The sequence below is a fragment of the Methylocella tundrae genome (assembly GCF_901905185.1).
Lineage (GTDB): Bacteria > Pseudomonadota > Alphaproteobacteria > Rhizobiales > Beijerinckiaceae > Methylocapsa > Methylocapsa tundrae.
On record NZ_CABFMQ020000076.1, the window covers coordinates 300,068 to 312,137 of the forward strand.

Annotated in this window: 13 protein-coding genes and 1 pseudogene; 11 read left to right on the forward strand and 3 right to left on the reverse strand. The window is 58.6% G+C overall.

Going from position 1 to position 12,070, the window contains the following annotated elements; translation table 11 throughout:
* Positions 1 to 53: 53 nt before the first annotated feature.
* Both MPC4_RS09235 and MPC4_RS09240 read right to left on the reverse strand, forming a co-directional pair.
* Positions 54 to 1,325 (reverse strand): polysaccharide biosynthesis/export family protein, encoded by a 1,272-nt coding sequence (locus MPC4_RS09235; RefSeq protein ID WP_174512236.1) that lies wholly within the window; start codon positions 1,323 to 1,325, stop codon positions 54 to 56.
* 401 nt (positions 1,326 to 1,726) lie between these two features.
* A complete protein-coding gene (locus tag MPC4_RS09240; RefSeq protein WP_174512237.1) occupies positions 1,727 to 2,317 on the reverse strand; it encodes a TetR/AcrR family transcriptional regulator in 591 nt (196 codons plus the stop codon).
* Between the two features lie 439 nt (positions 2,318 to 2,756).
* Here MPC4_RS09240 and MPC4_RS09245 point away from each other — a divergent pair, with 439 nt between their 5' ends.
* The 11 genes from MPC4_RS09245 (at position 2,757) to rpsD (ending at position 11,843) form a co-directional block, all read left to right on the forward strand.
* Positions 2,757 to 3,491 (forward strand): helix-turn-helix transcriptional regulator, encoded by a 735-nt coding sequence (locus tag MPC4_RS09245; protein ID WP_174512238.1) that lies wholly within the window; start codon positions 2,757 to 2,759, stop codon positions 3,489 to 3,491.
* Between the two features lie 283 nt (positions 3,492 to 3,774).
* Positions 3,775 to 4,509 (forward strand): helix-turn-helix transcriptional regulator, encoded by a 735-nt coding sequence (locus MPC4_RS09250; RefSeq protein ID WP_174512239.1) that lies wholly within the window; start codon positions 3,775 to 3,777, stop codon positions 4,507 to 4,509.
* Between the two features lie 287 nt (positions 4,510 to 4,796).
* Positions 4,797 to 5,414: an acyl-homoserine-lactone synthase gene (locus MPC4_RS09255; protein ID WP_134486041.1), complete on the forward strand. Its 618-nt coding sequence runs from the start codon at positions 4,797 to 4,799 to the stop codon at positions 5,412 to 5,414.
* A gap of 374 nt (positions 5,415 to 5,788) precedes the next feature.
* Entirely contained in the window at positions 5,789 to 6,541 is a 753-nt protein-coding gene (locus tag MPC4_RS09260) for a sulfite exporter TauE/SafE family protein (protein ID WP_134486042.1), read from the forward strand.
* 198 nt (positions 6,542 to 6,739) lie between these two features.
* On the forward strand, positions 6,740 to 7,726 hold the full coding sequence (locus tag MPC4_RS09265; RefSeq protein WP_174512271.1) for an NAD(P)H-quinone oxidoreductase: 987 nt from the start codon (positions 6,740 to 6,742) through the stop codon (positions 7,724 to 7,726).
* Positions 7,727 to 7,772: 46 nt separating this feature from the next.
* Complete coding sequence (locus MPC4_RS09270) at positions 7,773 to 8,111, forward strand: ArsR/SmtB family transcription factor (protein ID WP_174512240.1); 339 nt, start codon at positions 7,773 to 7,775, stop codon at positions 8,109 to 8,111.
* 6 nt (positions 8,112 to 8,117) lie between these two features.
* Positions 8,118 to 8,645, forward strand: a complete 528-nt coding sequence (locus tag MPC4_RS09275; protein WP_174512241.1) for an arsenate reductase ArsC — start codon at positions 8,118 to 8,120, stop codon at positions 8,643 to 8,645.
* Positions 8,646 to 8,650: 5 nt separating this feature from the next.
* On the forward strand, positions 8,651 to 9,076 hold the full coding sequence (gene arsC / locus MPC4_RS09280; RefSeq protein ID WP_174512272.1) for an arsenate reductase (glutaredoxin): 426 nt from the start codon (positions 8,651 to 8,653) through the stop codon (positions 9,074 to 9,076).
* Positions 9,077 to 9,132: 56 nt separating this feature from the next.
* Positions 9,133 to 10,188 carry an ACR3 family arsenite efflux transporter gene (gene arsB / locus MPC4_RS09285; RefSeq protein WP_174512242.1) on the forward strand — a complete coding sequence of 352 codons (1,056 nt, stop codon included), beginning with the start codon at positions 9,133 to 9,135 and terminating at the stop codon, positions 10,186 to 10,188.
* Positions 10,181 to 10,888: an arsenical resistance protein ArsH gene (gene arsH / locus MPC4_RS09290; RefSeq protein WP_280514769.1), complete on the forward strand. Its 708-nt coding sequence runs from the start codon at positions 10,181 to 10,183 to the stop codon at positions 10,886 to 10,888. The genes arsB and arsH overlap by 8 nt, the downstream gene beginning before the upstream one ends.
* A gap of 337 nt (positions 10,889 to 11,225) precedes the next feature.
* Positions 11,226 to 11,843 carry a 30S ribosomal protein S4 gene (rpsD, locus tag MPC4_RS09295; RefSeq protein ID WP_174512243.1) on the forward strand — a complete coding sequence of 206 codons (618 nt, stop codon included), beginning with the start codon at positions 11,226 to 11,228 and terminating at the stop codon, positions 11,841 to 11,843.
* Between the two features lie 99 nt (positions 11,844 to 11,942).
* On the opposite strand, the pseudogene MPC4_RS09300 reads toward rpsD, so the two are convergent.
* A pseudogene (locus MPC4_RS09300) lies at positions 11,943 to 12,070 on the reverse strand (IS5/IS1182 family transposase); the annotation flags it as partial.

The following is a 12,070-nucleotide window of genomic DNA, read 5'->3' on the forward strand; positions in this document are numbered from 1 at the left end:
GCAGGCCGTTTCTATGCTAGGTCCATGCCTGATGCTGGACCAGATCGCATCCATTAAGGCGTGGCCGTCGTAACCGGAATGACCGTAGTGCCTGCGGTCCCCGTGACTGGCGTCGCCAAGGTATTGCCATGAACGGCGGCCGAGGCCGTCGGGACGCCGATGATGGTCGACGTCACGCCAGTGGTCGCCTGCGTCACCGTAGTCACGAAGTTAAAGAATTTCGACAGCTGGTAAGACTGGGAGTTGGAGATGAAAATGACGTCTCCATTGCGCATCTGTGTTCTGGTGGCGAGGAAATAGCCCCCCGGGTCGCTCAGGTTGATCTGGAAAATGACAGGAACAAGATCTCCGACGAAGCCCGACACATCCGCGCCAAGGAGTTTTGCGACCTCCCTCGGTTCTCTCCGATAAAGGAATACGTTGGCCGCGTCGGCGCGGGCGTCCTGCAATCCGCTTGCTTTCGCGACGCCCTCGGCGAGATTGATCCGCCATGCGTCGAAATTGAATTCGCCCTGTGAGCCGAGCGTGCCTTCGGCGCCGGAGGCCCCGAAAACGATGAATTTCTGCTGTTCCTGATAGACGTAGATGCGGTCGCCCGGCTGGATATAAATATTATTGGCCGCATTCATGACCAGGTTTTCGAAGGGCACCGTGGCGCGCCTGCCGCCGCGTTCGAGCATGACCCAGGTTGAATAGCCCTGTCCCTTGATGCCGCCGGCGCGTGTAATCGCGTCGAGGACGCGATCGCCGGCGCCGGTCGCGGGGACCGCGAAGCGAAGCGGCGTATTCACCTCGCCGATGACGCTGATGAGCGAGGTTCTCTGCTGCGCCAGGGTGACGACGACCTGCGGTTCAATCGCGCGGTTTTTGATCTTGTCGACGATCTCGTTTTGAATTTCCACATTGGTGCGGCCGGCGGCGCGAATCACGCCCGCGAATGGGAAGGTGATGTTGCCGTTATTGTCGACCGGCTGGTCGGGGAGAGTGACGTAGTTGCCGGGCCGCGCGCCGGCGTCGAGCGGGATGAACAAGCCGCCGGCGGTGGCCTCGAAAACCGTCGTCGATACGATGTCGCCGATGCCGAATTTGATGTTGGAGGACGGACGCCGGTCCGTGAATGCGCCGGCGAGACCTTTTGGCTCATAAGCGGCCAGAACGTCGATCGTCTCCGGCGTCAGCTTGATCAGGGCGTATGGAAGAGACTCTGATTTCTGCTTCAAGACGTCGACGGAAGCTGGGCCATCGTTCGGAAAGAAGCTACAGCCGCCCGCGCTGAGCAGCGCCGACGCCAACAAGGTGATCCCGCCCAATCGAAAACCCAACATGAACTTCGCCCCTCTTCACCTTTTTGACTGATACCCTGTCGGAGCGGTTGGGGCCAGAGGCACCCGGCCCATGTCGCCGGGGAAAGTCTCAGTATAACAAAACCTGTTACAAAATTGGCACAGCTCCGATCAAGCCCAAATCCCCATGCTTGCGGACGCTTGGAAGTTTCAACCGGGCGTTATTGAGATTAAACCATAATGGAGGCGCAAAACGCATCCGTCGACGGCGCAGTTGCTGCAGCGGTTGATTACGCGCCGGGTTGATCAGGGAAGCGGAACGCGGCGATCCGCTCGACGCCGCCGGACCTGCTTGTCATGGACCTGCTTGTCCCGCCGCCGCGCGCGTTCAACGCCGCCGGGGGGGGCAATTGCGCGGCGACCGAGCTTTTCTTGAGGCGGGATTACTTCAGCGCCACGAGGCAGAAATCGATCATTTGATCGAGGGTGGGCTCCGGATCCTGAGCGCATTCCACCATCAGTCGCGGATGGCAGAATCGAATGCATGCGCTGTGCACGAGGAGTGCGGCGAGTTGGTAGTCATCAGCGTGGAACTCGCCTTCGTGAACGCCTTGGGAAATGATTGCAGAAAGCGACGCGTGTATTGTTTTGACATGCTCATGAACGATCGGCCAGTTTTCATTGAACGCCGTTTCGACGAGTTCATGCAGCTTACGATTGGAGACGAAGCGGTCGGCGTTCGCTTTTTCGATCGCGGCTATCGCCGCGCGCAATTTTTCGGCGGGTCGCCCCGGCTGTTTCACGACATCGTCGACGGCGGCCTCGACACTGCGAAGGAGGCGGCCTCCTACAGCCTCGTTGATCTCTGCCTTGGCCGAGAAGAAGCGGTACACGTTGGCCGGCGACATGCGCAGTTCGCGGGCAATGTCCGCGACCGTTGTCTTCTGGAAGCCGATCTGGCCAAATAGTCGCTCCGCCACCTCAATAATGCTGAGGTGCGGATCGCTTTGCCTTTGTTCGTTGACAATTTTCATTCCACCGCTGTCCCCAAATGACAGGAAAGACCGTACAACGAATTATGCTGCAGTGCTTCACCTATATGGGTAAAGTCTTCGGCATAGCTTCTGGTCAAATTCAATGCAAGCGCGTTGTGATTATCGCCTTCAGCTAAAACCTACGCCTGATGTTTGGGCTTTCAATCAAAGGTTGTGTCGGAGGATTGAACTCTGCAAGTCAATGCGGGGAGGTCGATATCTAGATTAGGATACCTTAATTGAGTTTGTTATATTGATAAAGAGAATAGAAAATATTATCCGCGATTTTGTCATAATGTTGAAATTTGCACCCGGTCGTAAGCATATTCAGAAAGGAATAGCGGCGCGGCGGTCAACTGGAATGGATGGCGCGGTTTTCGCTGGCCATTGGTCATGGGTGTGTGCTTAATGGCGACTTTTGGGACACGGAGGCGTGCGGGTGCAGGGGCTCGATGATGTAGATATTCGAACGCTGCTTCAGTTGGAGACGGATCTAACCGATCAGTCTCTTGACGCGTTTCTTGAGTTTATTCGACAACACTACAACCTCTCCGGGATAGAATACTATTGTTGCTCGTTTCGAGGGAGGTCGAAAGCCAGTCCATTTATCGCCCGAAGCCACGGTCGCGATTTTATTGAAAAGGCCTTCGATCATTACAAGGAGCTCGTCGACCCACTTTTTAGCGGCGGCGCGCGATCGGTCCTTCCCATTGACTGGGCGCGGCTGCCGCGAATCGAAACAAACGTCCACCATCTGTTCGACGACAGTGGTCAGCGCGCGGCGGAGTGCCAGGGCTTGACCATTCCCGTCCGTGGTCCGGCCAATGGCCTCTGGGCGCTTTTCAGCGTTGCGTCAGACGAAAATGAACAAGCCTGGTCCGCACGTCGTCATGATCTCATGAAAGATCTTGTCCATGTGGCTTATTATGTTCATCGGCGCGCCTATGACCTGCACGCCAAGGATGCTCCGATCGATCTCGACGCCATCACGAAGCGTGAAATCGAAGCTCTCGAGTGGTCGGCCGACGGAAAAAGCCCGGCGGAAATCGCTATTTTGATGCGCATTTCTCTTGAGACGGTCAAAGCGCATCTCGATGCGGCGCGTTTCAAGCTGCAGGCGCTCAATCGAGTTCACGCCGTGACAAAAGCCATCCGAGCCGGTTTGATTCGATAGCGCGTCGCATTGGTATTTATTTTTAATTGGTAGTAATATATTGTTTATTGATCGCTATCGGGCTGAGTGAGCAATGTCGAAAAACGTCAAAGCAAAGACGTCACGCCTCGCGAAGTGAGCATATGACGATTGATATATTGCACCAAAATTCTTTCTTCCCATGTGACTAGAGGCTGATTTCGAAGCGGTTCAGCGGCGAAATCATATTTGGCTCTTCGGCCCAGCCTTTACTATTTGCCAGAGATTCTCTTTATTTGCGAGCGGGGATGATGGAGGGTTTATGATGGCGAATCTCGACGGCGTCGATATTCGAACGATGCTGCAACTGGAAGCCGACCTCACGGATCAAACGCTCGATGGATTTATCGGGTTCATTCGCGAGCATTATGGCCTTGCCAATATCGCCTATCTTTGCCCTTCGTTTCCAGGCCGTTCGGTGCTCGACCCCTACGCGCATATGACCTATAGCGAGGCTTGGACCGAACATTATAAGGCCCATAAATACACCTTTATAGACCCTGCCGTTACCGTCGGCGCGCGATCTGTTCTGCCGGTCGATTGGGCGCGGCTTTCACGAGAGGGCAAAAAGGTTCAGCGTCTCTTCGGCGAGGCGAAGGATGCGGGCGTCGGCCATCAAGGGCTGACAATTCCTGTGCGCGGTCCAACCAACTCGCACTGGGCGCTATTTGTTGCGACCTCGAGTGAAAGCGATCCCGAATGGTCGGGTCGGCGTTACGAGCTCATGCGAGATCTCGTGCATGTGGCGCATTATGTCCATCAGCGCGCCTTTCAGTTGCATGCCAAAGAGTTGCCGGTCGACCTAAACGTCGTCACGAAACGCGAAATTGAAGCGCTCGAATGGTCCGCTGAGGGGAAAACGCTGGAGGACATCGCGATTTTGATGCGGATTTCGGCCGAGACGGTCAAGTCGCATCTCGATTCGGCTCGCTTCAAGTTGCAAGCAATCAATCGCGTTCACGCTGTCACCAAAGCGATCCGCGCCGGCTTGATTCGCTAATTTCCCGTCAGTCAAATTATTTTACTTGATAAATGTCGTCATTTGTCATTGATTATCGCGGTCGGACCGTATATAGATCGGTCCCTGCTGATTTCGCTTGCGCAGGTGAGTGCTTAGCGAGGCGACAGCTCGGCGAAAAGCGCAACACTCCTCGACGCGGTCTCGCAAGCGTTGCTCAAATTGAGTGTAAACTGTGCTGCTTATGCCGGCCATCCCCGATTCGGGGAATATCTTTAACGTATGGCAGGCATCAATTTGGGGCATCCACGATTTAAGGAGCCCCCGAAATGATCAAATACATTTTTGGCTATGAACGTCAGGAACATCCCGAACTCTTCGATGAGATGTTTCGCCAGCGCAAAAAAATCTTCATTGACGAGAAGAAATGGGACATCAAGGCCGTCGATGGAGAATTCGAAATCGACGAATATGACCGGGATGACACAGTCTATGTCGTCAGCCTGCGCCCCGACGGAAGCCTTGCCGGGTCGGTTCGCCTGCTGAGCACGGTTACGGATCATATGGCCAGCGGCGCCTTTCAGCATATGTTTCCAGGCCTGATGATCCGCTCGCCGACGATCTGGGAGGCGACACGCTTCGCAGTCGCGAAAGATCAGCGCATGCAGCGCAATGGAATCTCTCGCGCGGCCTGTGAAGTGATGCTCGGGACATTTCTTTTCGGTCTCGAACACGGCGTTTCGCAATTGACCGGTATCTATGAGGCGCCGAATGCACGCATCTACCGGAAATGCGGCGTCAAGCATTTTATTCTGGGTCGTCACAGGAGTGCGGAGCACGGCGCGGTGCATTTTGCCCTCGCCGACGTTTCCCGTGACATGGAGATCGCGATCCGCGAGGCGACTGGCCTCAAGCCCGTCGAGGTTTTAGCCGAAGCGGCGGAATAAGCAGCCGGCGCGAACGCCGGCGCCGCTCACGGGGCGGGCGGTTATCACAGATTTAGGCATCGAAACCCTTCTGTCCGGAAAGACGCGGTCTTTCCGGACAGATTCGTGTTTTGGCGGGCGCGCAACCCGCCATTCGCATTGGCCGCGGGCGCAGGCGCCGCATCGCGAACCGCTGGCGCCGCTCACACATGGCGGACGCTGCGACATTTTGCAGCGTGGAACTCGCTTTCGCGTTGGCTTGTAAGTTAAGCTATGGATGGGTGGCTCCGCCGGTCAGACGAAGAAGCGGAAAACGCGTCTCTTTCCTCCAGCCTCGTCAATATCAATTGCATTCCGCTGGCGGCACGCGGCAACGGGGCAGGGAAGGGCTCAAGATGTTCATTGCGATCGCGCTGGTGGCTCTCGCCTCTTTCGCCGCGGGCTTCATCAACGCGATGGCTGGCGGAGGCTCGTTTTTGACGCTTCCGGCGCTGATCGCGGCCGGCGTGCCGCCGGTCGCCGCTAACGCCTCGAGCACCGTCGCTCTCTTTCCGGGCCAGATCACGACAGGCATCTCGGCCCGCGATGGAATCGCCGCCGCGTCGAAAGATCACCGGATCAACGTGCCGGTGCTGGCCGCGATCAGTCTCACGGGCGGCCTTATAGGCGGTCTTTTGCTCCTTGTGACGCCGGAATCACTGTTCAATCGCATCATTCCCTGGCTCATCCTGTTCGCCACGCTGGTGTTCGCGGGCGGCAATTTTCTGCGTACCGACAGCGAACGCTTCAGGCTGAGCCGCACCGGCGTTTTTGTCGCGCAGGGCTTCATTTCCATTTATGGCGGCTATTTTGGCGGCGGCATCGGCATTCTCATGCTGGCCGGCTTGACGCTCTACGGCCTGCGCGACATCTGGCTGATGAACAGCCTCAAAATTCTGCTCGCTGTTCTGATGAACGCGGCCGCCGTCGTCACCTTCATCGTCGCCGGTCTCGTGCACTGGGAGTTGACGTTCGTCGCCGCGATCGCTGCGATCATCGGCGGCTATGTCGGCATTCATGCCTCGCGGCGCCTTCCGCCGATCGCCGTCAAAAGCTTCGTTATCGTGATCGGCCTTGTCCTTACGGTCTATTTCTTCATGAAGGCGTAAAAGCCGGAGCGGAACGCGTTCACGAAGAATCGCGCTCCGCACTTTAAGCCCTTATTATAGCGCATGACGCCGGCCCGAAAAACCTTCAGCTTTTCGGCATCATGCTTTGGAGCCGTTTCGACAAAACGGGCGTCCGGCGGCGCCGGGACAAGGCGATCGACAGGCGAGAGTTTGAAGGAAACGGGCGGCATGAGTCTGATGCGTTATGTGTATTTCGACGGCGAAGGCGGCCCTGAGGTCATCCGAATCGGCGAAGCCGAAGCGCCGGCGCCCGCCGCGGGCCAGGTTCTGATCGAGGTCGTCGCGGCAGGCGTCAATCGGCCCGATTGCATGCAGCGGGCAGGCGTCTATCCGCCGCCGCCGGGCGAATCCAATGTTCCGGGGCTCGAGGTCGCCGGCCGCGTCGCGGCTCTTGGAGAGGACGTCAAAACGCTCCAGCCGGGCGACGAGGTCTGCGCGCTTCTCGGCTCCGGCGGCTATGCCGATTACGTCCTCGCCGCCGAGCCTCTTTGCCTTCCAGTTCCCAAAACGCTGAGTCTCATCGAGGCGGCCGGCGTTCCCGAAACCTTCTTCACCGTGTACGACAATGTATTTACGCGAGGGCGCCTGAAGGCGGGCGAGACTTTGCTCGTTCATGGCGGCTCCAGCGGCATTGGCACGACGGCGATCCAGCTCGCGAAGGCGTTCGGCGCGCGCGTTATCGTGACCGCGGGATCGGAGGATAAATGCGCGTTCTGCAGGACGCTCGGCGCCGATTTCGCGATCAACTACAAGACGCAGGATTTCGTCGCCGAAACCAAGGCGTTCGCGGGAGAGCACGGCATCGACCTCGTTCTTGACATGGTCGCGGGCTCCTATTTCACCAAGAACCTGTCACTCCTTGCGGTGGAAGGGCGGCTCGTCCAGATCGCCTGCTCCGCGAGCGGAAAAATCGAGGGCTTCAACCTGTGGCCGGTGCTGCTGCGCCGCCTCACCATCACGGGCTCGACGCTGCGCGCGCGATCCATAGCGCAAAAAGCCGAAGTCGCCGCCGCTTTGCGCGAAAGCGTCTGGCCGCTGCTCGAAGACGGCAAGGTCAAGCCGATCATCCACGCAACCTTTCCGCTCGAACAGGCGCGCGAGGCGCATGAGTTGATGGAGTCGTCGTCCCATGTCGGCAAGATCCTGCTTGTGACGGGCCGGTAGGCGCGGTCGCTCTTGCATATTTCCATATGTCGGCTATTATCGACACATGGAAAATCAAATGGCGATAGAAAGTCTGGCCGCGCTGGCTCAAGCGACGCGCCTTGACGTGTTTCGCCTTCTTGTGAAGCATGAGCCGGTTGGCCTTTCCGCCGGCGACATCGCTCACCGTCTCGGCGCGCCGCATAATACGCTGTCGGCTCATTTCGCGGTTCTCTCGCGCGCCGGACTGATTCGCGGCGAACGCCAGAGCCGCTCGATCATCTATCGCGCCGATCTTGGCGCGATTCAGCGGCTTGTGGCCTTTCTCGTCGAGGATTGCTGCGGCGCAAGGGCGGAAAGCTGCGCTCCGTTGCTGGCCGACCTTGTTTGCTGTCCCAAGGAGTGATCAGTCATGAATGATCGCGTCTTCAACGTTCTATTTCTCTGCACCGGCAACAGCGCCCGCTCGATCATGGCGGAAGCGATCCTGAACAAGATCGGAGCAGGACGCTTTCGCGCTTTTTCAGCGGGCAGCCATCCGAAAGCTTCGGTCAATCCATTCGCCATCAGGACGCTCGAAAGCTTCGAAGTTCCGACGGCGGGCCTCCGCGCGAAAAGCTGGGAGGAATTCGCGCGGCCGGAGGCGCCTGCCCTGGATTTCGTCTTCACGGTTTGCGACAACGCCGCGGGCGAAACCTGTCCGGCTTGGCCGGGCCAGCCGATGACGGCGCATTGGGGCATCGAAGATCCGGCCTCTGTCGAAGGAACCGACGTTCAAAAGGAGGCGGCGTTCGACATGGCCTATTACTATCTGGAGCGCCGGATCTCCCTGTTTATCGCTTTGCCTTTCAAGAGCCTCGACAAATTGACGCTCAGCGGCCGTTTGCAGGACATTGGCCGGACCGAAGGCGCAACCAGCAGACGGCAGGGAGCGGCGTGACGGCGATGGATGTGATCATCTACCACAACCCGAAATGCGGCACTTCGCGCAATGTGCTGGGCCTCATCCGCAACGCGGGCGTTGAGCCGCATGTCATCGAATATCTCAAAACGCCCCCGACGCGCGCGATGGTGAGGCAGCTCGCGGCGCGCGCGGGCCAGCCGCTGCGCGCTCTGTTGCGAGAGAAGGAGGCGGCTTTTCGTGAACTGAAGCTCGATGATCCTGCGCTTCCCGACGAGGCCATGCTCGACGCGATAGAAAAGCATCCGGTTTTGCTCAACCGGCCGATCGTCATATCGCCGAAGGGCGTCAAGCTCTGCCGCCCCTCCGAGCTCGTACTCGATCTTCTGCCGGCGCAGCAGGGCGAGTTCTTCAAGGAAGACGGCGAGCGCGTCGTCGACGAGCATGGCCGCCATGTCGCGAGCGCCTGACCTTATGTCAGCTCGAAGCGTCGCGACAGCGCTTGGTGGAACCGAAAGAATTTGAAATGTCTTTCTTTGAACGCACCCTTTCTTTGTGGGTCTGCGCCTGCATCGGCGCGGGCGTCGTCCTCGGCAAACTGAGCCCGGGGTTTTTTCACGCCGTGGGGGCGATGGAGTTCGCGAGAGTCAATCTGCCTGTCGCGGCGCTGATCTGGCTGATGATCGTTCCGATGCTGCTTAAAATCGATTTTGCGGCGCTCGGCACAGTGCGTCGGCATTGGCGCGGCATGGGCGTAACGCTGTTCATCAATTGGGCGGTAAAGCCGTTTTCGATGGCGGCGCTCGGCTGGCTGTTCATCGGCCATATTTTTCGCCCCTTTCTGCCAGCCGATCAGATCGCGTCCTATATCGCGGGGCTGATCCTTCTTGCCGCCGCGCCCTGTACGGCGATGGTTTTTGTCTGGTCGAATCTGATCAGGGGCGAGCCGCATTTCACCTTGAGTCAGGTGGCGCTGAATGACGTCATCATGGTCGTCGCTTTCGCGCCTCTGGTCGGCCTGCTGCTCGGTCTGTCGGCGATCGCCGTTCCCTGGGATACGCTCGCCCTTTCAGTCGGCCTTTATATTGTGATTCCGGTCCTAGCGGCGCAGATGGCGCGGCGCGCACTGTTGCGGCGCGGCGGCCTCGTGGCGCTCGCACGTGTTCTGGCGCTGCTGCAGCCGCTCTCGCTCGCCGCGCTGCTCGCGACCCTTGTTCTGCTTTTCGGGTTTCAGGGTGAGCAAATCGTCGCAGAGCCGCTGATTATTCTCATGCTCGCGGCGCCGATCCTGGTGCAGGTCTATTTCAACGCGGGCTTCGCCTATCTCCTGAACCGGCTCGCCGGGGAGCCGCATTGCGTCGCCGGCCCTTCCGCCATGATCGGCGCCAGCAATTTCTTCGAGCTTGCCGTTGCGGCCGCCATCAGCCTGTTCGGCTTTCATTCGGGCGCCGCGCTGGCGACCGTCGTCGGCGTGCTGATCGAAGTTCCGGCGATGTTGTCGCTCGTCTTTATCGTCAACGCCAGCCGCGGCTGGTACGAGCTTGGCGCGACGCCAAAAAGAGAGATTGAACGCATTGGATAACTTACCCAACATTACGCCATCGGCGTTCGAGGCTCCCGACACGGCTTGCCTCCTGCCGCGGCTCGAGACGCGGCCGCCGCGCATTCTTTTGCTTTATGGGTCGCTGCGGGAGCGATCCTATAGCCGCTTTCTGACGCAGGAGGCGGAACGTCTTTTGCAAGCTTTCGGCGCCGAAACCCGCATCTATGATCCAGGCGGATTGCCTTTGCCGGACGATGCGCCGCAGACGCATCCGAAAGTAGTTGAGTTGCGCGAGCTTTCCGCCTGGTCGGAAGGGCAGGTCTGGTGCTCGCCGGAGCGGCACGGCGCCATGACGGCCGTCATGAAGGCGCAGATCGACTGGATTCCGCTCTCGATCGGCGCCGTGCGGCCGACCCAGGGCAAGACTCTGGCTCTGATGCAGGTGAGCGGGGGATCGCAATCATTCAACGCGGTCAATCAGCTCCGCGTGCTCGGCCGCTGGATGCGGATGATCACGATTCCGAATCAGTCCTCCGTCGCCAAGGCCTACGAGCAATTCGATGAAGCGGGCCGGATGCTCTCCTCGCCCTATTATGACCGCGTCGTCGACGTCATGGAGGAGCTGATCAAATTCACCCTTCTGACGCGCGACGTTTCATCCTACCTCACAAACCGCTACAGCGAGCGCAAGGAGGAGGCGGAAAAACTTTCCGCGCGCGTCAGACTCGGCGCGATCTGACCGGCTCGGCCTTGACGCTTCGGCCAAACTGCTCTAACTAACGCCGCTTGTCGCGCCTCCGGGCGCGCAAACTTTGTGGCGGGCTCCGGCCCGCCCAAACGCACCCGCGGCGCTTTCTTCAGAACCATTTCGAACCTCGCGGCGAACAGCCGGGCGTCCGAGTGGTGAAGACAAGAGCCTGTCGGCCCGGTTGTGAAAGACCGGGCAGAGGAGGGCGCGTTCCTCCCCCTGTTGGCGGGAGGACGCGAGTTTTTGAGCGCCGCGCTTTTTCAAAAAGCGCTGGCGTTCGTGCGCGTGTCCTCATTGCCAGCGCAATGATTTTTTAAGAGGACACGCGATGACAAAGCGCGCAGAAGCAAAATATAAAATCGACCGCCGTATGGGCCAGAACATCTGGGGCCGTCCGAAAAGCCCGGTCAACAGGCGCGAATATGGTCCCGGCCAGCATGGGCAGCGGCGCAAAGGCAAGCTCTCGGATTTCGGCACGCAGCTCAAAGCCAAGCAGAAGCTCAAGGGCTATTACGGCAATATTTCCGAGAAGCAGTTCCGCAAATATTACGCCGAGGCGATCCGGCTGCGCGGCGACTCGGGCGACAATCTGATCGGCCTGCTCGAGCGCCGTCTCGATGCGGTGATCTATCGCGCGAAATTCGTGCCGACGGTTTTCGCCGCGCGCCAATTCGTCAATCACGGCCACGTCAAGGTCAATGGCAAGCGCGTCAATATCGCTTCCTATCTCGTCAAGGTCGGCGATGTTGTCGAGATCAAGGAATCTTCACGTGAGATTCTGATCGTCCTCGAGGCGAAGCAGCTCGCCGAACGCGATGTGCCGGACTATTACGAAGTCGACCACAATAAGATGACCGCCAAGATGACGCGCATTCCGCTGCCGGCGGACGTGCCCTATCCGGTGCTGATGGAGCCAAATCTCGTCATCGAGTTCTATTCGCGCTAAAGCATGACGCTGAAAAGCTATAGGCTTTTCGGACCCGTATCATGCGTCAAAACAAAAGCTTAAAGAGCAGGATGTGAGTCCGTCTGAACGCATCCTTCTCTAGGTCATCGACTCATTATGGCGCAACCAGATGCGTATTGAGGCGAGCTTGACTCCGGCGAGGAAATTGTCGGCTCGTTTGTCGTAGCGCGTGGCGACGCCGCGGTAGTGCTTGATCTTGTTGAAGA